18 protein-coding genes are annotated in these 24,385 nt (G+C 61.3%); 4 read left to right on the top strand and 14 right to left on the bottom strand.

Annotated elements, in window-relative coordinates; all coding sequences use genetic code 11:
• Together cobD and amiC are read right to left on the bottom strand one after the other, a co-directional pair.
• Nucleotides 1-1,077 (bottom strand): threonine-phosphate decarboxylase CobD, encoded by a 1,077-nt coding sequence (gene cobD, locus OHJ17_RS04705; RefSeq protein WP_004143954.1) that lies wholly within the window; start codon nt 1,075-1,077, stop codon nt 1-3.
• Nucleotides 1,078-1,094: 17 nt separating this feature from the next.
• The gene (gene amiC / locus OHJ17_RS04700) at nt 1,095-2,348 is read right to left on the bottom strand and encodes an N-acetylmuramoyl-L-alanine amidase AmiC (RefSeq protein WP_004174538.1); all 1,254 of its coding nucleotides are present in this window, start codon (nt 2,346-2,348) and stop codon (nt 1,095-1,097) included.
• A 227-nt stretch (nt 2,349-2,575) separates the two neighbouring features.
• On the opposite strand from amiC, the gene argA reads away from it, so the two are divergent.
• Together argA and OHJ17_RS04690 are read left to right on the top strand one after the other, a co-directional pair.
• Nucleotides 2,576-3,907 (top strand): amino-acid N-acetyltransferase, encoded by a 1,332-nt coding sequence (gene argA, locus OHJ17_RS04695; RefSeq protein ID WP_004149616.1) that lies wholly within the window; start codon nt 2,576-2,578, stop codon nt 3,905-3,907.
• Between the two features lie 229 nt (nt 3,908-4,136).
• Complete coding sequence (locus tag OHJ17_RS04690; protein WP_023286839.1) at nt 4,137-4,457, top strand: hypothetical protein; 321 nt, start codon at nt 4,137-4,139, stop codon at nt 4,455-4,457.
• Between the two features lie 57 nt (nt 4,458-4,514).
• On the opposite strand, the gene recD is transcribed toward OHJ17_RS04690, so the two are convergent.
• The 12 genes from recD to rppH all read right to left on the bottom strand — a co-directional run bounded on the left by recD (nt 4,515) and on the right by rppH (nt 23,000).
• A complete protein-coding gene (gene recD, locus OHJ17_RS04685) occupies nt 4,515-6,359 on the bottom strand; it encodes an exodeoxyribonuclease V subunit alpha (RefSeq protein ID WP_004188670.1) in 1,845 nt (614 codons plus the stop codon).
• The gene (gene recB, locus OHJ17_RS04680) at nt 6,356-9,892 is read right to left on the bottom strand and encodes an exodeoxyribonuclease V subunit beta (protein WP_015875135.1); all 3,537 of its coding nucleotides are present in this window, start codon (nt 9,890-9,892) and stop codon (nt 6,356-6,358) included. Before recB ends, recD begins: the two co-directional genes overlap by 4 nt.
• On the bottom strand, nt 9,889-12,774 hold the full coding sequence (ptrA, locus tag OHJ17_RS04675) for a pitrilysin (protein WP_032433504.1): 2,886 nt from the start codon (nt 12,772-12,774) through the stop codon (nt 9,889-9,891). The genes recB and ptrA overlap by 4 nt, the downstream gene beginning before the upstream one ends.
• Nucleotides 12,775-12,894: 120 nt before the next feature.
• Nucleotides 12,895-16,272: an exodeoxyribonuclease V subunit gamma gene (recC, locus tag OHJ17_RS04670; protein WP_032433505.1), complete on the bottom strand. Its 3,378-nt coding sequence runs from the start codon at nt 16,270-16,272 to the stop codon at nt 12,895-12,897.
• Between the two features lie 12 nt (nt 16,273-16,284).
• Entirely contained in the window at nt 16,285-16,608 is a 324-nt protein-coding gene (locus OHJ17_RS04665) for a prepilin-type N-terminal cleavage/methylation domain-containing protein (RefSeq protein ID WP_002915888.1), read from the bottom strand.
• The gene (locus OHJ17_RS04660) at nt 16,593-17,000 is read right to left on the bottom strand and encodes a DUF2509 family protein (protein WP_020317270.1); all 408 of its coding nucleotides are present in this window, start codon (nt 16,998-17,000) and stop codon (nt 16,593-16,595) included. Before OHJ17_RS04660 ends, OHJ17_RS04665 begins: the two co-directional genes overlap by 16 nt.
• Complete coding sequence (locus OHJ17_RS04655; protein ID WP_009485674.1) at nt 16,997-17,554, bottom strand: prepilin peptidase-dependent protein; 558 nt, start codon at nt 17,552-17,554, stop codon at nt 16,997-16,999. Before OHJ17_RS04655 ends, OHJ17_RS04660 begins: the two co-directional genes overlap by 4 nt.
• Nucleotides 17,551-18,102 carry a prepilin peptidase-dependent protein gene (locus tag OHJ17_RS04650; RefSeq protein ID WP_002915932.1) on the bottom strand — a complete coding sequence of 184 codons (552 nt, stop codon included), beginning with the start codon at nt 18,100-18,102 and terminating at the stop codon, nt 17,551-17,553. Before OHJ17_RS04650 ends, OHJ17_RS04655 begins: the two co-directional genes overlap by 4 nt.
• A 186-nt stretch (nt 18,103-18,288) precedes the next feature.
• Nucleotides 18,289-19,083: a thymidylate synthase gene (gene thyA, locus OHJ17_RS04645; RefSeq protein ID WP_002915933.1), complete on the bottom strand. Its 795-nt coding sequence runs from the start codon at nt 19,081-19,083 to the stop codon at nt 18,289-18,291.
• A gap of 6 nt (nt 19,084-19,089) precedes the next feature.
• Entirely contained in the window at nt 19,090-19,965 is an 876-nt protein-coding gene (lgt, locus tag OHJ17_RS04640; RefSeq protein ID WP_002915934.1) for a prolipoprotein diacylglyceryl transferase, read from the bottom strand.
• Nucleotides 19,966-20,210: 245 nt separating this feature from the next.
• A complete protein-coding gene (gene ptsP / locus OHJ17_RS04635; protein ID WP_002915935.1) occupies nt 20,211-22,457 on the bottom strand; it encodes a phosphoenolpyruvate--protein phosphotransferase in 2,247 nt (748 codons plus the stop codon).
• A 12-nt stretch (nt 22,458-22,469) separates the two neighbouring features.
• Nucleotides 22,470-23,000: an RNA pyrophosphohydrolase gene (rppH, locus tag OHJ17_RS04630; protein ID WP_002915936.1), complete on the bottom strand. Its 531-nt coding sequence runs from the start codon at nt 22,998-23,000 to the stop codon at nt 22,470-22,472.
• Nucleotides 23,001-23,453: 453 nt separating this feature from the next.
• Between rppH and OHJ17_RS04625 the strand changes: the two genes are divergently transcribed.
• Nucleotides 23,454-23,597: a hypothetical protein gene (locus OHJ17_RS04625; RefSeq protein WP_004218186.1), complete on the top strand. Its 144-nt coding sequence runs from the start codon at nt 23,454-23,456 to the stop codon at nt 23,595-23,597.
• 85 nt (nt 23,598-23,682) lie between these two features.
• Nucleotides 23,683-24,378 (top strand): DNA mismatch repair endonuclease MutH, encoded by a 696-nt coding sequence (gene mutH, locus OHJ17_RS04620; RefSeq protein ID WP_004143967.1) that lies wholly within the window; start codon nt 23,683-23,685, stop codon nt 24,376-24,378.
• Nucleotides 24,379-24,385 lie beyond the last annotated feature (7 nt).

Raw genomic sequence — 24,385 nt, 5'->3', positions numbered from 1 at the left:
TCAGGCCAGCACCCGGCGCAACGCCGCCAGCAGCTGGTCGTTTTCCTCGGCGCTGCGGATCGCCACGCGGAAATAGCGGCTATCCAGCCCCGGGTAGTTGGCGCAGCTGCGGATCAGCACATGCTGGCGCAGCAGGGCATATTGCAGGTCAAAATCGGCTCTGTCGCAGCGCAAGAACAGGTAGTTAGCACGCCCGGGCCACACGGTCAGCCCGGCCATCTCCTGCAGCTGCGCATAGAAACGCGCTCCCTCCTCCTGCAGCCACTGCCAGGTGGCCCGCTGATACGCCCGATCCTGGAGAATAATTTCCCCGGCCAGGGCGGCATAGGCGTTGATGGACCACGGCATTTGTCGCGCGCGCAGTCGGGCCACCGCCTGGGCATCAGCGTTCAGCAGGTAGCCGAGACGCAGCCCCGGAATGGCATAAAATTTGGTCAGCGATCGCAGAACCCAGACGTGCGGATGCTGCGCCAGCAGAGGAATAAACCCCGGCTGGTCGGGGATAAAGTCGAGGAAGGCCTCATCGAGGATCAGGCTGATGTTCAGCGCCCGGCAGCGCTGCGCAATGGCTTCCAGCAGGCCCCGCTCCGGCAGCAGGCCGGTGGGGTTGTTCGGGGTGCAGAGAAACAGGCAGTCCAGCGCCGGAGTCAGGGCATCGAGGATCGCGTCGGTCAGCTGCCAGCCATCGCGCTCCCGCAGGGCATACTCCACCACCTCACAGTCCACCGTCTGCAGCGCCCGCCGGTACTCCGCAAAACCGGGAATGACGATCATCGCCCGCCGCGGCTTAAGGCCGTGGACGAGGGTGAAGATCGATTCAGTTTCGCCGTTGCCGGCGAGGATATGCGCCGCCGGCAACTGATGGTGGGCAGCCAGCGCCTGATGCAGCTGTTGATACTCGACGTCAGGGTAGCGTTCGGCGCAGCCTGGGTTGTCAACGATCGCCTGCCTGAGCGAGGCAGGCATCCCCAGCGGATTGATGTTGGCGCTAAAATCCAGCAGCTCGCCGGGGGCTATGCCCAGCAGGGCGGCGGCCTCGCGGATATTGCCGCCATGGGCGCTTTTCAGTAAGGCCATGTCCCTTTCCTGTGTGGTTATCCGCGGCGGGCCAGCGTCGCGCCGTCGGCGAAGTAGGCTTTAATCCCGGCGAGGATCGACTCGGCCACCTCCTGCTGGAATTTGGCCGTTTTCAGTTTCCGCTCTTCTTCCACGTTACTGATAAACGCCGTCTCCACCAGAATGGAGGGGATATCAGGCGCCTTCAGTACCGCAAAGCCCGCCTGCTCTACCCGATTCTTGTGCAAATTATTGATATTGCCCATTTTCTCCAGCACCGCCTTTCCGAATTTGAGGCTGTCGGCGATGGTGAGGGACTGCACCATATCGAACATGGTGTGGTCGACATAGCGGTCGCCGCTCTTGCTGACCCCACCGATCAGATCCGAGGCGTTCTGCGTCTGGGCGAGATATTTTGCCGCGGTACTGGTGGCCCCCTTGGTGGAGAGGGCAAACACCGAAGAGCCGCTGGGCTGGCGGCTGGTAAAGGCGTCAGCGTGAATCGACACGAACAGGTCGGCGCGCTGCTTCTGCGCCTTGGCGACACGCACTTTCAACGGGATAAACACGTCTTCATTGCGGGTCATATAGGCCTTCATATTGCCTTCTTTGTCGATCAGCGCCCGCAGGCGACGGGCGATCTGTAGCACCACATCTTTCTCGCGGGTGCGATACTTCCCCACGGCGCCGGAGTCTTCGCCGCCGTGCCCGGGATCGAGCATGATGACAATCGGCCGGTCGCGCCCGGCTTTGCCCGGCTGCGGCCCGCTTTGCGCCGGCGGCACCTGCCGCTCCAGATCGCCTTTGTTGTAATCCTCGAGCAGCGCCAGCAGCGGATCCTGAACATCGGTAGCGTTGGCGGGGTAGAGATCCATCACCAGACGCTCTTTAAAGCCGGCCACCGGCGCGAGGGCAAACAGCTGCGGCTTAACGTTCTGCTTGAGTTCGAAGACCATGCGCACGGTTTGCGGATCAAACTGGCCCACCCGGGCGGACTTAATAAAGGGATCGTCAGCGCGGATCTGCCCCCCCATGCCCTTCAGTACCGAGTTCAGGTTAACCCCCTCCAGATCGACCACTACCCGTTCCGGATTACTGAGGGCAAACTGCCGGTATTTCAGCACATGATTCGATTCCACCGTGACGCGGGTGTAGGTCGATGCTGGCCAGACGCGAACAGCGACCACCCGCGCGGCGGCGGCCAGCCCGACAGGGCTCACGCTCATTAACCACATGGCGCCCGCCCCCTGCAATAAACGGCGACGGCTTAATCCAGAGTTGTTTCCCGACATGCCACTCCCAAGCAATAAAAACGCATTTATACCCAAAACAAACAGATTGACCAGAAACTTTAACGAAAGGCATATAACCTGTCATCTATAAAAGGGTAAACATTCATTGACACCCTGCGCCGGGTCACATGTTTTTCGCGGCTTAGCCTCAAATTGGGGCTTGCGTTTAACGGCAAAACAGAATAAAAATACAATAATTACGAATAATCATGCATTGAGGGTTTGTCATGGTGAAGGAACGTCGCACTGAACTGGTAGAAGGATTCCGCCATTCTGTTCCCTATATTAATGCCCATCGGGGAAAAACGTTTGTCATCATGCTGGGCGGCGAAGCCATTGAGCATGAAAATTTCTCAAATATTGTCAATGACATAGGATTATTGCATAGCCTGGGCATTCGCCTGGTGGTGGTCTATGGCGCCCGCCCGCAGATTGACGCTAACCTCGCCGAGCACCATCACGAGCCGGTCTATCACAAGCAGACGCGAGTGACTGACGCCAAAACGCTGGAGCTGGTTAAGCAGGCGGCGGGGATGCTGCAGCTGGAGATCACCGCCCGTCTGTCGATGAGCCTCAACAACACCCCGTTGCAGGGGGCCCATATCAACGTCGTCAGCGGCAACTTTATCATTGCCCAGCCGCTGGGCGTCGATGACGGCGTCGATTATTGCCACAGCGGACGTATTCGCCGCATTGACGAAGAGGCGATTCATCGTCAGCTCGACAGCGGCGCCATTGTCCTGATGGGGCCGGTCGCGGTGTCGGTCACCGGCGAGAGCTTTAACCTGACTTCGGAAGAGATCGCTACCCAGCTGGCCATCAAGCTGAAGGCGGAGAAAATGATCGGCTTCTGTTCGTCGCAAGGGGTTTACAACCAGGCCGGGGAAATTGTCTCCGAACTGTTCCCTAATGAGGCGCAAGCCCGCGTCGAAGAGCTGGAAGCAGACGAAGACTATAACTCCGGCACCGTGCGCTTCCTGCGCGGGGCGGTGAAGGCCTGCCGCAGCGGCGTACGGCGCTGCCACCTGATCAGCTATCAGGAAAATGGCGCGCTGCTGCAGGAGCTGTTTTCACGCGACGGCATCGGCACTCAGATCGTCATGGAGAGCGCGGAGCAGATCCGTCGGGCGACCATCAATGATATCGGCGGTATTCTTGAGCTGATAAGCCCGCTCGAGCAGCAGGGCATTCTGGTACGCCGTTCCCGCGAACAGCTGGAGATGGAGATCGACAAATTCACCATTATTCAGCGCGATAACACCACCATCGCCTGCGCCGCCCTCTATCCTTTCCCGGAAGAGAAGATCGGCGAAATGGCCTGCGTGGCGGTGCATCCGGATTACCGGAGCTCGTCGCGGGGAGAGGTGCTGCTGGAGCGTATTGCCGCTCAGGCCAGGCAGATGGGACTGAGCAAACTGTTCGTGTTAACCACCCGCAGCATCCACTGGTTCCAGGAGCGCGGCTTCACGCCGGTGGATATCGACCTGCTGCCGGAGAGTAAAAAGCAGATGTATAACTATCAGCGCCGGTCGAAGGTGCTGATGGCCGACCTCGCTTAAGCCCTTCTCCTCTCTATCTAACGGCCCGGGATAGCGCGACGCTTATCGCTTTATCCCCGGCCGGTCTCCCGCCCCTCTTCCCGCCAGCCTGGCGTACGCACGCGGGCGAAATTCCTGGTTTCCGCGCAGGCCATTTCTTTCTCGCTGGCTCACCGATATGCTATTGGCTGTCGACAGGACGTCGACTGGCGCCGCGGCCGCCACCCGCCCTGTAAGGATCGCTTAAAGAATGGAACCCAAACCGAACTGGCTGGTCAGACATATTAATCTCATCACCACCGCGGTCGCCCTCTATCCGTGGTTGCTGATGATACTGCTCCTCTGGGATAACCAGCGCCATCATCAGCATGGCTATGCCGCGCTCGGCGCCGCCATCGCGATATTATTTCTGCTGGCCCTGACGTCCGGCATGAATCTTCTCATCTCCTCGCTGGTGATTTTTTGTGCCCGCTGTTCCACCCCACCGCTGGCCGGCGGCGCAGCAGTCCGCTTTTTCACCATGAACTCGATCTCGGCGCTCTGGCTTATCCCTCTGTTCTTCAGTTACTGATTTTTCCGCCAGCCCGGGCAACGGCTGCAGCATTTTCCATCGCCCGGACCCGGCGTCTCAGGGGGCTTCGCGCCCGGCGAAAATCTCCGCCAGGCCGCTGCGCCGTTCGGTGCGCGTCACAATGGCCTGGGAGAGCACCTGCTCGTCGGCATAGAGCGACAACCGCCGTTTCGCGCGGGTGATTGCCGTGTAGACCAGTTCGCGGGTCACCAGCGGGACGCTGCGCGCCGGCAGGATCAGCGCCGCGTGTTCGAACTCCGAGCCCTGCGATTTATGCACGGTCATCGCCCAGGCGGTATCATGCTCCGGCAGACGGCTCGGCTGCACCGACTTGATGGCGCCGTCGGGCATCAGGAACCACACCCGCAGCTCGCCGTTGCGCTCCAGGGCGATGCCGATATCGCCGTTAAACAGCCCCAGCGCGCTGTCGTTGCGCGATATCATGATCGGTCGGCCATCATACCAGCGAGAGTGGCGCGGCAGGGCGATCGCCCGCTGTCGGTTGAGCCGCTGCTCCAGCCGCTCATTGACGCCGCTCACGCCGTACGGCCCCTCGCGCAGCGCGCACAGCAGCTGGAATTCGCTGAAAGCGGCCAGCATGGCCTGCGGTTCGGCCCGCTCGCGGCGCAGCTGCAGGTAGCGCTCATAGCCCTGCTGAGCCGCGCCGAGCATGGCTTCGTACTCTTCGGTCGTGCTGAGGGGATGAAGCGCGATATCGTCAAACGGCTGGCGCAGCGTGGCCTTCACCTCCGCGCGCGCGCCAGCGTTCACCGCCCGCGCCAGGCTCCCGATGCCGGAGTGACTACCGAAGCGATAGCTCTTTTGCAGCAGGCACAAACTGTCTCTCAGCGCGCCCGCGATAGCCCCCTCGCCCGCCGGCACCGGCGAACCGGTCAGCCGGGTCAGCTCCTGCGCCCGCGCGGCGGTATAGCCCGAACTCGCCCAGGCGCAGATATCCCCCAGCACCGCCCCCGCTTCTACGGAGGCCAGCTGGTCGCGATCGCCGAGGAAAATCACCCGCCCGTGGGCCGGCAGCGCGTCGATAAGCCGCGACATCATCGGCAGGTCGATCATCGAGGCTTCATCCACCACCAGCACGTCCAGATGCAGCGGGTTGCCGGCGTGATAGCGCATCCGCTGGCTGCCTGGCTGGGCGCCCAGCAGACGATGCAGCGTGCTGGCCTCGGTGGGAATCAACGCTTTCTGCGCGTCGGTCAGCGGCAATTTTCTCAGCGCCGCGCCCAGCGATTCGGTCAGACGCGCCGCCGCTTTCCCGGTTGGCGCCGCCAGGCGAATACGACAGCGCGGGCTGTCTTCGATCTGGATCAGCGCCGCCAGAAGCTTCGCCACGGTGGTGGTCTTCCCGGTCCCGGGACCGCCGGAGATCACTGAGATGCGGCGGGTCAGCGCCACCGCCGCGGCCACTTTTTGCCAGTCGGTTTCGCCGGTGGCAGGGAACAGGGCATTCAGGGTTGACGCCAGCCGGGCCTCATCCATCTCCAGCACCCGGTTGGCTTCATTGAAGAAGCGGGCGACGGTCAGCTCGTTGCGCCACATCCGATTCAGATAGAGCCGGTCGCCGCACAAAATCATCGGCGCCGGAGCATCGCCGCAGCTCACCGCCGACGAAGCGAGCAGTAGCCCGGGCCAGTCCTCCGGCGCGCCGGCTTCGGCCAGCAGCCGATCGCGGATCTCCCCCGCTTTACCGCTCAGCGCCTCGTCGCCGCTCAACCGCGAGAGCGGCAGACAGACGTGCCCCTCGCCGGCATCCCGGCTCAGCAAGGCCGCCGCCAGCTTGACCGCCGGCGGGTCGTTTTGCGCCACCATCAGGGCAAACTGGACGTCCAGCGGCCGCAGCAGACGCTGCTCCACCGCCGCCAGCAGTAGTTGTTCGAAAGTCATGAGGCCTCCTCCTGAGTTTCTCCGGCAAAAAGCTGATCCAGACCGTCAATCAGCGGTCGCACCGGCCGGGTGGTGAAGATCCCCTGCCCCCCCTCCTGCCCGTCCATGCCGCGCAGGAAAAGATAAATCACGCCGCCGAAATGGCGGTCATAGTCATAATCGGCCAGCCGGTGGCGCAGATAGCGGTGCAGCGCCAGGCTATACAGCTGATACTGTAGATCGTAGCGGTGGGCACGCATCGCCTGCTCCATCGCCGGCCGGGTGTAGGCCTCGCGATCTTCCCCCAGCCAGTTGGATTTGTAATCCAGCAGGTAATAACGGCCTTCGTGACGGAAGACCAGATCGATAAAGCCCTTCAGCATGCCGCGCACCTGGCGGAAATCCAGCGGCGGCGTGTCGGCAGAGAGGGGATCGTACTGGCGGATAAGCGCGTCAAGGCGCTCCGCCGTCAGCAGCTGGGCGATGGGCAGGTAAAATGCCATCTCCACCTGTTTATCCCGCGCCGCAAGCTGATTGAGCGCGATATCCGGCCCCGGCAGGCGGGTCTTCAGCACGCCCCCCAGCCAGTCGGTCAGCACCGGCGCCCACTGCGCGTCAAACCCGCTCAGCTGCAGCTTCTCCGCCATCCACCCTTCCGGCACCGGCTGGGTGAAGTCCAGCTCCTCAAACAGACTGTGCAGGAAGGTCCCCGGCGCGGCGCCGCGCGGGAACTGGTGCGGAGTCAGCTGCGGCTCTTCCACGACTTCGCCGACGCCGGCGGCATCAACATCCAGACGCGGCAGCAAATCCTGCCCGCCGCTGAAACCATGCTGCTGCAGTCCGGAGTAACTGGTCACCCGCCAGTCGTCGGCGATGCGGCGCTGCAGCTCGCGCGCCGACAATCGCGGGATGGTCGCCGCGGGCGCCTGCCACGGGGTGAGATCCAGTTCGCCCGGAATCTGTAATGCAATATCGCCATGACAGAAGTCCGCCAGCCGCGCAGCCAGCCCGGCGGCGTCCATGGCTTCGCCCGCCTGCAGCAGCCGTCCCAGCGCGCTGAGGTGGAAATCGCTGTTGCCGGATTTCCGGCTGCTGAGCGGCGCCACGCCGAGGCTGCAGTGCCAGACCGCGCGGGTCAGGGCGACGTACAGCAGGCGCAGATCTTCCGCCAGTCGTTCCGCCTCCGCCAGCTCGAGGCTGGCCTCATCCTGGCCCAGATCCAGCACCGCCGCGAACGTCTCGCGATCGTGGTAAAACGCCTGGTCCTGTTTACGAAACCGGGCGATAAACGGCAGCCAGACCAGGGGGTATTCCAGCCCTTTTGACTTGTGAATGGTGACAATTTGCACCAGGTGCTTATCGCTTTCGAGACGCATCTGCTGGCTGGCGGCGTTGCTGTCCGGCTCGGCGATATGCTGCGCCAGCCAGCGCACCAGGGCATGCTCGCTTTCCAGCTGGCTGGCTGCCTCCTGCAGCAGTTCGCTGATGTGCAGAATGTCGGTTAAACGCCGCTCGCCACCGCGGGTCGCCAGCAGGTTCTCGGCGATATGCCGGGCTGTCATCAACGCCCGCAGCATCGGCATCACCCCGCGCTGCCGCCAAATCTGGCGGTATTCGCTGAACTCTTCCACCAGCGCGTCCCACGCCTGCTCGTCCTGGTTCAGGTTTTCAATATCCAGCGCGGTCAGGCCAAACATCGACGTCGCCAGCGCGCTGCGCAGGGTATTTTCCCGCTCCGGGGCCAGCACCGCCTGCAATAGCCAGAGCAGCTCCTGGGCCTCCAGCGTCTCAAAAACGCTGTCGCGGTTGGAGAGGTAGACCGAGGGAATACCCAGCGTCTGCAGCGCTTCACGCACCTGCGCCGCCTCCAGCCGGTTGCGCACCAGCACGGTAATATCCGAAGCCTGTACCGGGCGCGAGGTTTCCCCGCGCCACAGCAGCGCGCGCCCCTGCTGACCGGCGCTCAGCCAGTCGCGGATCTGCGTGGCGCAGAGCTGCGCCATAAAGGTCTGATAATCGCCAGACCCGACAGTGTCGCCGGGCATCAGCCAGACGTTCATCGCCGGTACGTCCGCCGCGTCAACGGTAAAGCGCAGCCCCTTGTTCTTCGCCGCCGCCTTCACCGGCAGGAACGGGATCTCGTGGAACATGAAGGGGTTATCGCTGAGGCTGAACAGCCGATTGACGCTGCCCACCATGCCCGGCGAGGAGCGCCAGTTGGTATCGAGGGTGTAGTGCGCGGCAACGTCGCCGCGCGCTTTCATATAGGTAAAGATATCGGCGCCGCGAAAGGCGTAGATGGCCTGCTTCGGATCGCCGATCAGCAGCAGAGCCGTCTCCGGCTGCCGGCGCCAGATGCGGCGAAAAATCCGGTACTGCTGAGGGTCGGTGTCCTGAAATTCATCGATCATCGCCACCGGAAAACGCTGGCGAATAGCGCTGGCCAGCGTCTCGCCGCTGTCGCCGCGCAGCGCCTCGTCAAGCCGGCTGAGCATATCGTCAAACCCCAGCTCGCCGCGGCGGCGCTTTTCGCGGGCGACCGCATCGCGGATCTCGACCATCGCTCTCGCCAGCACCAGATCGGTGAGCGTCAGCGAGGAGGCCAGCAACGACTCTACGGCGCTAAACAGGGGATGCACCGGCGGTTCGCCACCGGCTTTGGTGCGCTCGAGCAGAAACGACTGGGCAAATTTCTCCAGCGCGTCGGGCAGCTGGTAGCTTAACGTCTCTTCCTGCGCCCAGGCGTTCACTTTCTCCATCCACTTGCCCTGGTTGCCGCGATTAAACTTCCGCCGGTCAAGGCCGGAATTTTCCAGCACGCCTTCGATCTCGCCCACCTGCTCGCGCCACTGCTGCTTGAGCGAGTCAATGCGGGCGATGATCTGCTGATGGCGTTCGGCCAGCGTCTCGTTAGGGGCTGGCGGCGACTTAAGCTGCGGCGCTTCGCCCTGCAGCCAGCGGTCAAGGGACTTCAGCAGATCGCGCGGCCCTTTCCAGACGTCGTGGATCACCGCCGCGATATCGCGGGTCAGGGGATAGCAGTGGCGGCGCCAGAAATCGGCGCAGGCCTGATAGCGCAGACGGGATTCATCCTCGATCAGCTGTTGCTCGAACAGCATGCCCGACTCGAAGGCGTTAAGGCTCAGCATCCGTTGGCAAAAGCCGTGGATGGTGAATACCGCCGCCTCGTCCATCTGCCGTTCAGCCAGCAGCAGCGTCTTCGCGGCGTCGTCTTTATCGGCGATCTCCGCCAACAACGCGCTGTAGAGCGGATTGTCGGATTCGCCGCGCAGGCAGGCGATGCGCAGTTCGTGGATGTTGCTGCGGATACGGCCGCGCAGCTCTTCGGTCGCCGCCTCGGTAAAGGTCACCACCAGCAGTTCTTCAACGCTGATGGCGCGGGGATAGGCGGCCTCACCGCCCAGCCCCAACAGCAGCCGCAGATACAGCGCGGCGATGGTAAAGGTTTTTCCGGTGCCCGCAGAGGCTTCTATCAGGCGCTCGCCGATCAGGGGCAAGCGCAGGGGATCCAAAGACTCAGCGGTGTCGGTCATTCATTCTCTCGCATCAGGGGTAAGGATTGCTGCAATGCGCTGACGTTTTCCCACACTTTGCCGCCTTTCGGCTGGGCATAGTCCGCTTTGCCATTCTGGCTACCGGAAATCTGGGACAAGATCGTCATGCCCTGCGGATCCACCACCGTCTGATGGAAGAAGTCGGCAAGTTTTTGCGGCGTCAGCAGTTTAATCTGAGCCACTACTTTATCACGTGAATCAAAACGCATATTACCGCGATCGAAATCTTTGCTCAGTTTCGAGGCTTCATCGCCCAGCGTCTGCGGCGCCTGCAGCATCTGGCTTATCACCGCCTGCTGGAGCTGGGCAAACTCTTCCGGCTTCATCGCCCGCAGCTTCGCCTCCGCGGTGGGGAAGAAGGCCTGGAACCGCTGCCAGAGGAAGGCCGGCTGCTTATCGCTACTCTGCAGCAGGAAGCCCATGCCCCACTGGCGCCCCACGTTCATCGGGAAGGCAAAGACCGCGTAGCCGAGCTGCTCTTCAGTACGCAGCTGGTTGTAGAACCACGGCTGAATAATCTGTCCCAGCAGGGTGCTGGCGGCGGTGCTGCTGAACTCATCCACGTTGGGCGGCGCGAACACCGCGGCCAGCGCGGAGTCGGTGCTGTTGCCCGCTTTATTGAAGATCGCCAGCTGCTGCCGGTTCACCACCACGTCTTTATTGCGGCACCATTCGTTGCCGTCAGCGCCCAGCTGCTGCTGGATCTGGCGGGCCAGCGTCGTGGCGGCATCGGCGGTCATATTGCCTATCACCATCAGTTCAGGACGCCCCCTGGTTTTCAGGTTGGCGCGGTAGTTGAGCACCTCTTTAAGGGTAATGGAGGGCAGCAGCGCCCGGCGCACTTCGCGCTGGAAGTACGGCACCTGCGAGACCATCTGGATCGGCATTATCGCCTGATCGTAGGCTTTGCCTTTCTCGGCGGAATCCATCATCTGCGCATACCAGGATTTGGCCTGCTCCAGCTGCTCCTCGGTCGGCGTATAGCTGAAGTATCCCTGCAGCAGATCGCTGAACAGCGCCGGAAGATGCTGGGTATAGCCGTTGGCATTGACCATTAATCCGTTATTAGCGCCGGTAGAGAACGAAATGCCGCCGACCGCCGCCTGGTTACTGAGCTGGTCGAGGGCGATGCCGGCGAGATAATCGTTGAGGGCAAACATCACCTGCCGGCGAGCGCTGTCCATCGCCTGGGGATTACGCAGCACCAGGGAGATGTCCGCCTTCGGCTCGCTGGCAAAATACTGGCTCGGGGCATACACCACCCGCAGCGTCGGTTCATCAAGGATCAGCTGCGGATGCGGCCAGGCTTTATCGCTTTTGATAAGGGTGAAGTCATCCGGAATATAGGGGTTGAGCGCCGGCAGCTGCAGCTGGATGGCCTGCGATTTGTGCTGCCAGTCAGCGAACGTCTGCTCGCTAATCTTATCCACCTGATACGGCGCATCGACAAAGTAGGCCGTCTTGTTATGCGGCTCCTGGGGGCTGATATACCAGATACGGGCGTTCTGCGGGGTCATCATCGCCAGCCGGTCTTTGATCGCCTGCGGGTCGTACTGGTCGGCAATATTCACCACGTCCAGCGCATGCTCGACCGGCACTCGGATCATGGTATCCGCCAGCCATTCCACGTAGTCCATGTCGCGGTTGATCGACGGATAGCGGAAATCCAGCGCCAGTACATGCGCCAGTTCGTCGAAGTACCGTTTATCGATGCCCTGAGTACGCAGGAGGCCGAGGTAGCTGAAAATGGCCGCCGTCACTTCATCGCGGTGCGCCAGGCCTTTGTCGGTGAGGGTGGCTGAGATCGCCAGTACGCCGCTGTTGCCGTTTACCACCGGATCGGAATCGGCGCGGATACCTTCCGCCAGACCCTGTTTTTGCAACCAGTCAGAGAGCGTGCCCGGGCTGCGGTTGCCGATAAGATAGGTGACCAGCTCATCGGTTTTGCTGCGGAAGCGATCGCTGTTGTTGTCGATGCGAAACTCGACGCGCAGCACTTTACGCGGCATCGCCGGCACATAGTGAATAATGATGCCTTTTTGCGCATCCGTGACCACCGGGACGGTAATATCCGGCCTGCTGATCTGACGATTCGGCACGCGGCCAAAGGTGTCCGCAGCCATGCGCGCCAGCGCCGGCAACGGCTTGTTGCTGTAGATCACCGCTTTCATCAGATTGGCGGAGTACCAGCTATCGCGGAAGGTGTGCAGCGCATCAAGCACCGGGCTGCCGGGCTTATCGCTGAGCGTCTCGAGGTTGCCACCCGAGAAGTGGGCCGCCGGGTGAGCCGGGTTGATGGTCTCCGCGCTGACCTGGGCCATGCGCATCCCGTCTCGCGTCCGAGCCATCGTCAGCTCGGCGTTGACCGCGTTACGTTCGCGGTCGGCATATTTTTTATCCAGCAGCGGCGCGGCGATGGCGTCGGCCAGGCGATCTACGGCCCCGTCCAGCGCATCATTTTCCACTTCAAGATAAAACGCGGTGCGGTAGGGCGCGGTACTGGCGTTATGGCTGCCGCCGTGCAGCTTAAGAAACTCTGCAAGGCTGTCAGGCTGGGGATATTTTTGCGACCCCATCAGCGTCATATGTTCCAGAAAATGCGCCAGCCCCTGATGATCTGCCGGATCCTGCAGGGATCCCACCGGCACCACCAGCGCCGACAGCGATTTCACCGCCTGCGGATCGGAAACCAGCAGCACGACCATGTCGTTATCAAGGCGGATCGCCTGATACTGACGCGTATCTTTTTCGCTTTTGCGGATCGTCTCCTGAATCGGCTGCCATCCGGTGTCGGCCTGACTAAACGGCGCCCAGAGGGCGGCCAGCACAACAAAAACCTTGAACCATAAACTGCGGGGCATTCACGAACCTCATCATTAACAAACTTGCGCTGCACAGCGTGCAGCCTTTTATGTCCATCAGTCCGTGATACGTTGCGCATATTAAATGAACCGCCATTCACTGCGCAATTTTTATACTATTTAAATTTGTGTGGACCGATGGTAACGATATAGCGGTAACAGATAACGCTGCGTCTGGGCAATGATTTCTTCGTAATGCGCCGGCTCCAGCGAACGCCACAGGCGTTGATACCAGATATCGGCGCCCTCCCCGCTGACCACCATGTTCCCTTCGTAGGTCTGCAGGAATTTGCTCCGCGCTTTCTGCTGCGTCTCTTCGTCCATTAAGATGACATCCTTTTCGGCGTCGTAACAGGCTTTCAGCCAGGCGCCACCGCTTTCCGGCAGCAGCAGCAGCGGCTGCGACATCCCCAGCAAATAGCCATCCACCAGCTCGTTAAGGTACGCCTGCGCCTCGGCGGGCGCCAGCGCCGGAAAGCGCCACTCTCCCTCTTTCCGCACAAACAGCCGGCTCTCGCCGGTGCCGCCGCTGGCGCAGTAGACAAGGTGTTCCAGCCAAAGTTGCATCCCCTGGGAGACGCTCAGCAGCGAAGGCCGCCAGCGCAGCAGACCGTCCGGCTGCACCTGCTGCAGCCAGCCGGTCAGGTTCACACCGCCGCACTGCAGATCGATCTCCATGCTCTGCGCCTGCTGGCGCTCGGCCATCACCCGCTCGGCCAGCGCCTGCATCTCCAGGCGCTGCGTCTCCCAGACCAGCTCGCCAAAGGCGCCATACGGCAGCTCGCCGGCGGCGCGAAAGCGGCGGAACATAGCCGAGACGTCCTGCTCCTCAATAAGCGTATTGAGCAGTTGCTGATTCAGTTGATAACGGCTCAGCCCTTCAAGAGTGAACGGCTCGTCGTCTGGAATATCGTCCTCTTCGGCGCGGAAATTGACCCGCAAACGCTGCTGAAAGAACGCGCGTACCGGGTGCTGCCAGAAGCGCAGAAGCTGATCGAACGGCAGGCTGTCAATCGGCGGCGCGGTGAGCGGCTGTATAAAATCGCTATGCGCCTCTCCCTGCTGGCCGGCGGCCGCCAGCCATTCACGAGCGTAGCTCTTGTTCTCGTCTTCCTGGAAATTGGCAACGTCGAACGGCATGCGCGTATGCAGATGGGTGATGTGGGCTTTAACCCGCGCTTCGCTGGCGTCGCAGTCAAGCTCTTCGTCACCGGCGAGACAGTGGCTCTGGCCGATATAATCCACCAGCTCCTGCACCAGCACCGAAGGAAAACGCTCGCTGTTGTCCTGGATCGAACGGCCGATATAGCTGATATACAGCGTCTGCTCGGCGGACATCAGCGCCTCGAGGAACAGATAGCGGTCATCATCGCGCCGGCTGCGGTCGCCGCGCTGCGGCTTCTGGCTCATTAAATCAAAGCCCAGCGGCGGTAGCGTGCGCGGATAAACCCCGTCATTCATCCCCAGCAGGCACACCACCTTAAAGGGGATCGAACGCATCGGCATCAGGGTACAGATATTGACCGGGCCGGCAAGAAAGCGCTGGCTGATCCGCTGCTGATCGAGGCGCTGGGCCAGCTCATCGCGCAGCAGCGTCAGCGGCACCTGCTCGCCATACTGCGCCTCCAGACCGCTATCAATAACCGCCAGCCACTGCTGCTCAATCAGCGCCAGCGCCGCTTCGGTCTCACTGTCCGGCAGGAAAAAGTCATTCAGCAGATCGCGACAGACCGGCAGCCACTCCGCCAGCGGCCGCTGCTGGGCCAGGCCGCGTCGCCACAGATTAAGCTGCATCAGCAGCGACGCGAGGTTGCCCACCAGCTCGGCGATCAAACCGCTGGATTCGTCATACGGCAGCACCGACTGCCATTCTCCCTCGCGGCTGTCCATCGCGTAGCCCAACAGCATGCGGGTGAGGCCGAACCGCCAGGTATGCTGCCCGGTCGCCGGCAGGTCCAGCTCACGGACGTTGTCGTCATCCATTCCCCAGCGGACGCCGGACTCGTTCACCCACTGGCGCAGGTAGCGCAGCCCTTCTTCCGTGATATTAAAGCGCGCCGCCAGCACCGGGACGTCCAGCAGCGCCAGCACATCTTCACTGGCGAAGCGGCTGTCCGGCAGCGAGAGCAGCGTGATAAACGCCTGCAGCACCGGGTGCGACTCTCGGGCGCGACGGTCGGAGATCGCCCACGGCAGCCAGCGATCGCCGCTGGCGGCGCCAAACACCGCCTGTATATAGGGGCTGTAGCTGTCGATATCCGCCACCATGACGATGATATCCCGCGGCGTGAGCGTCGGATCCGCCTCCAGCATCGCCAGTAGCCTATCGTGCAGAACCTCCACTTCGCGCTGCGGACTGTGGCAGACGTGAATGCTCAGACTGCGGTCATCCAGCGTCAGCGGACGTTTGTCGCGACTGTGGGCGAATGCCTCTGCGCTCTGCCCGGCCACCGCCGCGTTGCGTAGTTCAAGGACATCCGACTGCAGGTTATGCAACAGGTTATCGGGGGCGATGTCGACAAAAGCGTCCAGTTCCTCATAGCGCTCCAGCCCTGCCAGCAGGTAGATATAGTCGCGCCCCAGTTTGCCCCAGGAGGCGAGCAACGGGTTGCCGACATCCTGTTCCCCGGCGTCATTAAACAACCCCGGCGCCTGCTCGGTGTCGCGAAACAGAGGTAGCGCGCGCGCCTCGCGGTGATGGCGCCGCTGACGCGACAGCAGCTTCGCCAGAAACGCCGGATCCTTAATGTCTCCCCAGTAGTAGCGGCAGGGGTTGGTAAACAATACGTAGACATCGACATGCTTACCCAGCGCCTGCAGGGCCTGAAGATAGACCGGCGGCAGCGCGGAAATCCCGCAGATGAAGACGCGCGACGGCAGCCCGGCGGGCGGTTCGTCCGCTTTTTCCAGGGTACTGATAAAGCGCTGGTAGAGATTGGCGCGGTGCCACTGCGGCTGCCCCAGCTCGGCGGTGTAGCTCACCAGCGCCTGCCACAGCGGCGCCTGCCACTGCTGGGCATCGCCGAGACCTTCCACCCGCTGGCCGGCCTCCCAGCGCATCAGCCACTCCGGGCGATAGACGAGGTACTGGTCATAGAGGTCCGCCACCCGGGCGGCCAGCTGAAACAGCTTGCGCTTGTCGCCGTCATCACTCAGATACTGGCGCAGCAGGATAAAATCGTCTTCCTCCAGGTGCTGCGGCAGGAGGGTCATCAGCTTCCAGCTCATGCTCTGCTTGCTGAAGGCGCTTTCGCCAGGAATATCTTTCAGGACGCGCACGAACATATCCCAGATAAAGCTCGCCGGCAGCGGGAACTCGATATTGGCGGCAATCCCGAAGCGCGCGGCCAGGGTCATCTGCAGCCACTGCGCCATGCCGGTACTCTGCACCAGCACCATTTCGGCCTGAAAAGGGTCATCCAGCCGCTGGCGCTCGACGATAAACTCCATCAACGCCTCGAGAACATCCAGCCGGTTTGAGTGGTATACCCTTAACATAATTGCTCCTGACTACTGGCTGACCGGGCAATGCAGCCGGGTCATCTGCACCCGCTTTGCAACGGGTCTACTGATCGTTACCGTGATGCTGACACATCTTTGCCTCGATGTCTGCATACGGCTTACCTGACCGCGTGCCGGCGACGGCGGCGCGGAGAGCTGGCTATAGCGCCACGCGTCGCGCCACAGTTGACGGGTCTGGTTCAACTGGACAATTCCTTGCGCCATTCCGCGCTGATAGCCGCCCAGCGCGGTGACCGTCAGCACCATCAGCGCCATCGCCAGCACGGTCTCCGGCAGGCTAAACCCCCGCTGACGCTTCAGGGCATTTGACATAAGCTCGCCTCCCTGAGCGGGCAAAAATCGCTCCAGCCGTGGCCGGAAAAACGCACCTGCCCGCCGCGCACCTCGCCGGACTGCCAGACCTGCACCTCGCCGCTGGCGCTGCTGAGCAACAGTGAACCGTCGCCGAAGATACGCAGACAGGCGCGCCAGCCCTGCGGCGCCTGCTCCCGGCAGGCCAGCGCCACCTGCGCCGACCAGACCTGCTGTTTTCCCCACTGCAGCGCGGAATGGGCTATCGCCGTATCGCGGATCGCCTGCGTTTCGCTGGCGGTTTGCGCCAGCAGCGCCCGCTGCTGCAGGTTAAGCCCCTCGAGTAACAGGCTGCCGAGGGTCAGCAACAGGAGCACCATCAGCAGCGACGACATTCCACGCTGGCGGATCACAGGTTATACCCCGTCACCCGCTGCTCAACCTCGCTCGTCAGGCCCGTCTGTTGCGCGGAGCGCGCCGCCAGCGTCACGCTCAGCTCCGGCGCGAAGCCCGGGGTGACTTGACGTTGTACCGAGAAGCGCGTCACCACGATGGCGGCCGGGTTGGTGATTTTCTCCCATCCGCCGCCGCGGCAGTCGCTGGCCCCGCGCAGGGTCTCCAGCGCGCCGTCGTGCAGGCGAAAGCCGGTGCTCTCCGCCGCTGCCGCGGGGGAGGTTTCCCATCTCCCGTTGCTGTTCGCATCCCAGCGCACAATCAGACACTCGCCGCCAGCGGCTAGCTCCAGCCCGGCTCCGCCGCACGCTCCCCGGCAGTACCCGGCGCGCTGCAGATGTTTTCCCACGGCATGCACACGCTGCCACAGCTCGTTCTCCAGGGCCAGCTGTTCGCCCTGGCGCAGAATATGACGCTGCAGGGCAGGCAGAAAGCGGCAGGCCCCCATCAGCAGCAGCGAGCCGATGGCCATGGCGATAAGCGCCTCCGCCAGGGAAAATCCGCGGCGGCTCACTGACACCCTCCTGCGCTGTCGCTGCGGCATAAACGAATCCGCCCCCAGTGTGAGATCACAATGCTCCAGCTGCCGGCCGCGCTCTGCAGCCGCAGATTCCCCGCCCAGGCGGTGCTGCGCAGACCATAAAACCCCAGACCAGGCGTAACGCCAGCCAGCGTGATCCCCGGCCAGCGCGGGCGCAGCGTGAAGGATGTCCCCGAGGCGCAGTCAGGCCCCTCCCCCTCCGCGCTCAGGCACCAGCCCACTTCGTCCTGGCCGACGCGAAGCACGCGGTCCCGGTTGTAGGCGTTGGCGTCATCGCGCAGAAAGAGCAGAAAATCCCGCACCTGGACGGCAGTTTGCCACAGTCGTTGCTGCTGCTGCCAGCGCTGCCAGCCGTACAGGCCGCCGACGCTGAGGATCATCATCAGTGTCAGCGTTACCAGGGTTTCCATCAGGGTGTAGCCATGTTCTCTGTTCATGGCGTCGAGTATGCCGCGGCGATTGGCCCTGGCGCGACGACGGAAAATAGCTTTCCCGGCCAGATACGCAAAAAAGCTTTGCATACTCGACAGAAGAACATTTTTTTGCGAACGTCTAGCCAACTTCGCCCACCGCAACCACCTGTGGCCTGGGGGGCAGGTGAAAACAACCTTCTCCCGGTGGTAACGGAAAGCGCTCCCATCGGGTGGTGCGAAGGGCATAAAAAAACCGGCGCCATCGGGCGCCGGTTAGTCATCTCTGCTAGGGGGTTAAATCGCCACCGGCGCTTTAATGCCCGGGTGCGGATCGTAACCTTCAATCTCGAAGTCTTCAAAGCGGTAGTCGAAGATCGACGCCGGCTTGCGTTTGATGACCAGCTTCGGCAGCGGACGCGGTTCGCGGCTTAGCTGCAGGTTGGTCTGCTCAAGATGGTTGCTGTACAGATGGGTGTCTCCGCCGGTCCAGACGAAATCACCGACCTGCAGATCGCACTGCTGCGCCACCATATGCACCAGCAGCGCGTAGCTGGCGATATTGAACGGCAGGCCGAGGAACACATCGCAGGAACGCTGATACAGCTGGCAGGAGAGCTTGCCGTCGGCGACGTAGAACTGGAAGAAGGCGTGGCACGGCGCCAGCGCCATTTTATCCAGCTCGCCGACGTTCCATGCCGAGACGATGATCCGGCGGGAGTCCGGGTCGTTTTTCAGCTGGTTCATCACCGTGCTGATCTGGTCGATATGGCGGCCGTCCGGCGCAGGCCAGGAACGCCACTGTTTGCCGTAGACCGGCCCCAGGTCGCCATTCTCATCCGCCCACTCGTCCCAGATGGTGACGTTGTTCTCGTGCAGATAGGCGATGTTGGTGTCGCCCTGCAGGAACCACAGCAGTTCATGGATGATGGAGCGTAAATGACAGCGCTTGGTGGTCACCAGCGGGAAGCCTTCCTGCAGGTTAAAACGCATCTGATGGCCGAAAATGGAGATCGTGCCAGTGCCGGTGCGGTCATTTTTTGGCGTGCCCTCGGTGAGCACTTTCTGCATCAAATCAAGATACTGTTTCATGGTTCCTCAAGAATTCTGTTGCTGCGGACGGTGGCGGTAAGCCCAAACCATCATAATGATACCCGCAAGCACCATCGGGATCGAAAGAATCTGCCCCATGCTGATGTACTGCACCCAGCCGCCGGTGAACTGGGCGTCGGGCTGGCGGAAGAATTCCACGATGATGCGGAACAGGCCGTAGCCAATCAGGAACAGACCGGAAACGGAGCCGGTCGGGCGCGGTTTACGGATAAACAGGTTGAGGATCAGGAACAGTACCACGCCTTCCAGCGCCAGCTCGTACAGCTGCGACGCGTGACGCGGCAGCGCGCCGTAGGTATCGAACAGCGATTGCCATTCCGGATGCGTCGGCAGCAGCGCCAGGTCTTCGGCACGGGAGCCCGGGAAAATCATCGTGTAGTGGAAGCTCGGGTCTACGCGGCCCCACAGCTCGCCGTTTATAAAGTTGCCCAGACGCCCGGCGCCAAGACCAAACGGGATCAGCGGCGCGATAAAATCGGAGACCTGGAAGAAGGTGCGTTTGGTGCGTCTGGCGAAGATAATCATCACCAGGATCACGCCGATCAGGCCGCCGTGGAACGACATGCCGCCGTCCCAGACGCGGAACAGATACAGCGGATCGGCAAGAAATACCGGCAGGTTGTAAAACAGCACGTAGCCGATACGACCGCCCAGGAAGACGCCGAGGAAGCCCGCGTAGAGCAGGTTTTCCACTTCATTTTTCGTCCAGCCGCTGCCCGGACGATTCGCCCGACGGGTGGCCAGCCACATCGCAAAGACAAAGCCCACCAGGTACATCAAACCGTACCAGTGGAGGGAGACCGGGCCTAGAGAAAAAATGACCGGATCGAACTCCGGAAAATGCAGGTAGCCACTATTCATCTGTCACCATAAAGACTTGTTATTCCGCCGAAAGTGGACAGCGGTGATGATCCATACCCGAACAAAACGGGCACGCCGAAGGAGGCGAATCATAGCATAAGCCACAAGAGCGATCCGCGCCGAACGTGTAAAAGATATGTATACGGATGCTAACAGAATGCCGTTTTCCCGGCGGTACCCTACTTTGCCGGAGGGTGCGAGCAGAGGATCCCCGGGTTACGGCTTACGCCTCACCCGGGCTGGCGCTACCGCCCGCCGCGGATCAGGCCGCCGAGACCGCGACGCTCCATAAAGGCCGCCACCTGATGGCGCACCTCGGCGGTCATCTGCGCATCGAGGCTGCGACGCGACAGCTCCTGCGCCTCTTCGATATCAATGCGGCGCAGCAGATACTTCACCCTCGCCACCGAGCGGCCGTTCATCGACAGATGGCGGTAACCGAGGCCGATAAGGATCGTCACGCACATCGGGTCGCCCGCCATCTCGCCGCACAGGCGCAGATCGATGCCAAAGCGCTCCGCGTCATGGGCGATCATCGCCAGCGCACGCAATACCGCAGGATGCAGGCTGTCATACATGCTGGCGACCCGGGTATTGTTGCGGTCGACGGCCAGCAGGTACTGGGTCAGGTCGTTCGTCCCTACCGAGATAAAATCGATCCGGCTGGCCAGCTGCGGCAGCATAAAGACCATCGACGGGACCTCCAGCATCACCCCCAGGCGCGGACGTGGGATGGCGTAGCCGATCATCTCTTCCACTTCCCGGCTGGCGCGATCGATCAGCCGACGGGCCTCATCCACCTCCTCCAGACTGGTCACCATCGGCAGCAAAATGCTGAGGTTGCCGGTGGCGGCGTTGGCGCGCAGCATCGCCCGCACCTGGATCAAAAAGATCTCCGGCTGATCGAGGGTGATGCGGATCCCGCGCCAGCCGAGGCACGGGTTCTCTTCGCTGATCGGCATATACGGCAGCTGTTTATCCGCGCCGATGTCCAGGGTACGCAGGGTCACCGGTTTGCTGTTAAACATCTGCAGCATGCCCTGATACTGGGCGACCTGCTCCTCTTCTGAGGGGAAGCCGCTCTGCAGCATAAAGGGAATTTCGGTGCGGTAGAGGCCAATGCCGTCAACAAAGCTGCCGAGCTTCTCTTCGTGCTCCGGGCTTAAGCCGGCGTTGAGCATGACTTTCACCCGCTCGCCGCTTTTCAGCTCCGACGCGCGCTGGAGATCGTCCTCCGCCAGGCGGCTGAGTTCGTTCTCTTCGCTGATAAGGCGCTGATACTCCTGCAACAGGACAGGTTCAGGATCCACCAGCAGTTCACCGCGATAGCCATCGACAATCAGCGTATGGCCATGCAGCAGCGAGGGCTGAATATCGGCGCCCATCACCGTTGGGATGCCGAGGGCCCGCACCATAATAGCGGCATGGGAGTTGGCGGCGCCATCGCGCACCACCACGCCGGCCAGGCGATCCTGCGGCACTTCGGCGAGGGTGGTGGCCGACAGCTCGTCCGCCACGAGGATAATGCGCGCCGGCCAGGTGTTGGGCCCCTGAATACTGTCGTCGAGATGGAACAGCAGACGCTGGCCCAGGGTACGCAGATCGCCGGCCCGCTCTTTCAAATAGCCGTCGCTCAGCGCGGCAAACTGTTCGGCGAACTTCTCAATGATCTTTTTGACGGCCCACTCGGCGACGGCGCCTTTGTCAACTTCGGCAAACAGCTCGCGACGCAGGCGGGCGTCAGAGAGCAGGTGCGAGTAGAGATCGAAGATCGCCGCCGTCTCTTTTTGCGCCCCGGCGGCGTAGCGTTTGCTGTAGCGACGAAACTCGTTGGCCGCCTCTTCCAGCGCACCGGTCAGGCGTTCGCGTTCCGAGGCGGTGTCCAGCGTCGAGGCTTCATACACCTGCTCCATCAGCGGCAGGCTGACGTCCATCCAGCCCTCGGCGATCGCCACCCCGGAAGAGGCCGGCAGAGCGCGAATGCGCGTTTGACGATACTGGCCGAACAGGGCGTTCAGCTGGGACTGGGAGAGGATCGCCGCCATCTGGGTGGCGAGGGTGACGAGGAAAGACTCTTCGCTTTCATCAAACTGACGCAGCTCGCGCTGCTGGACCACCAGCACGCCCAGCAGCTGGCGGCGCTGAATGATCGGCACGCCAAGGAAGGCGCGGAAGCGGTCCTCTTTGACGGCGGGGATATATTTGAAGCTGGGGTGTTTTTGCGCATCGGCGAGGTTGATGGGTTCCGCCAGGCGGCCAACCAGCCCCACCAGGCCTTCATCGAACGCCAGCGCAACGGTGCGCCCGCGAGGTTTTTTTAACCCGCGGGTGGCCATCAGGTAATAGCAGCGTCGGTCATTGTCAGCCAGGTAAACCGAGCAGACTTCCGTCTCCATCGCCTGGCAGACATCCGTCACCAGAATATCCAGCGCCTCGTTTAAACGCGGCGCGCTCGCGACCTTCTCGACTATTTCTCGCAACCGAGTGAGCATAATGTGCGTGGCTTAACCTCTTTTACGTCGATAAGCAGGCGCGTTTTGCGGCTTAGGTGCGCTCTCCGCCAGCGACATGGTCACGCTGGCGAACTCTTTCATCACCCGGCGGTAGACGTCGCGCTTAAACGACACCACCTGGCGAACCGGGTACCAGTAACTCACCCAGCGCCAACCATCAAATTCAGGTGTACTGCTGGTTTGCATATTGATGTCCGCATCGTTGCCGATCAACTGCAAAAGAAACCACTTTTGTTTCTGGCCGATACAAACCGGCTTTGTGTCCCAACGCACCAAACGTTTAGGCAACTTGTAACGCAGCCAGTTACGGGTTGAGGCCAGGATCCGCACATCTTTACGGCTTAACCCGACCTCTTCAAACAATTCCCGATACATCGCCTGCTCTGCGGATTCTCCTGGATTAATGCCCCCTTGCGGGAACTGCCACGAGTGCTGACCATAGCGCCGGGCCCACATCACCTGGCCCTGACGATTACAGATTACAATACCGACATTTGGGCGGTAGCCATCGTCATCAATCACCGGACTACCTCAAGATAAGCTTCAATGTGAATGATTGTTTCACACTCGCCGGAAACGGTAAACCACTCTGTTCGCACACTGAGAACGGATAACATTTGAATAACTCACAGTAATTGCCAGAGTTATAAACAATGAAAGCGCGTGACAGCCGATTTTATTCACTTTTTCTGTGGATAGAGTTGTGAAGAAGTACGGAATTAACCCGGGAAAACCCAGAGTAATCCGAACATCGCATCGCTAGCATCTGAAAATAATAGTATCATATTCATAAAGTTAGAATATATTCCTTTCACACATTACAGCATAACGTGACGATCATCACACATGCGATCCGCCGACTGATGAAAGATCGAGCAATGTCGATTTTATCCACAGATTACGCGCAGGCCACCGGCAGATTTTCTCTAAAAATTCGATTTTCGTCGCACGTCAAGGCTGTAAATCGAACCAGTAGTGAGTCTTTTCCCCAGTTATCCCACTTTTCTGTGGATAACATGGTGTAAGATCCTGTTTATTGTCAGTGACCAGTTCTGGAAAACCCGTTTACACCGTTTTCATAAGCCGCATGATGAGTTTAAAAAGCCATATAAATCATGAGATTGGTATAGTTACTCAGAAAACGGTAAACTCTATCCACAACGCGCAAAATTAGCGCTCACTTTTTAACCAAAGGTATTGCCTTATGCCCGCTATCGCTCCGCTCGCCTCACCGCCGCAAAGTCAGGAACAGCTGTTGGCCCAGGCCCGCCAGCTGGCCGGCTATTCGCTGGGCGAGCTGGCGGCGCTGGCGGGGATCCCCATTCCGCGCGATCTGAAGCGCGATAAAGGCTGGACGGGCATTCTGCTGGAGCTGTGGCTGGGCGCCAGCGCAGGCAGTAAACCCGAGCAGGATTTCGCCGCGCTGGGGGTCGAGCTCAAAACGATCCCCATCGACAGCCGGGGACGCCCGCTGGAGACCACTTTCGTCTGCGTCGCCCCGTTAACCGGCAATAGCGGCGTCACCTGGGAGAGCAGCCATGTACGGCATAAGCTGCAGCGCGTCCTGTGGATCCCGGTGGAGGGTGAACGCACCATCCCGCTGGCGGCGCGGCGCGTCGGCGCACCGCTGCTGTGGAGCCCGGACGAAGACGAGGAGCGCCAGCTGCGCATGGACTGGGAAGAGCTGATGGATCTCATTGTTCTCGGTGAGGTAGAGCGCATTACCGCCCGCCACGGCGAGGTGCTGCAGTTAAGACCGAAAGCCGCCAACAGCAAGGCGCTGACCGAAGCCATCGGTGCCCGCGGGGAGACAATCCTCACGCTGCCGCGCGGTTTCTATCTGAAAAAGAATTTTACCGCCGCTCTGCTTGCCCGCCATTTCTTGTTACAACACGATTAATTTTTTG

This window comes from Klebsiella sp. KP20-425-1, from assembly GCF_025813515.1.
Classification (GTDB): domain Bacteria; phylum Pseudomonadota; class Gammaproteobacteria; order Enterobacterales; family Enterobacteriaceae; genus Klebsiella; species Klebsiella pneumoniae.
The sequence above is the reverse complement of the archived record's forward strand: the minus strand, read 5'-3'. Positions and strand labels throughout refer to the sequence as shown.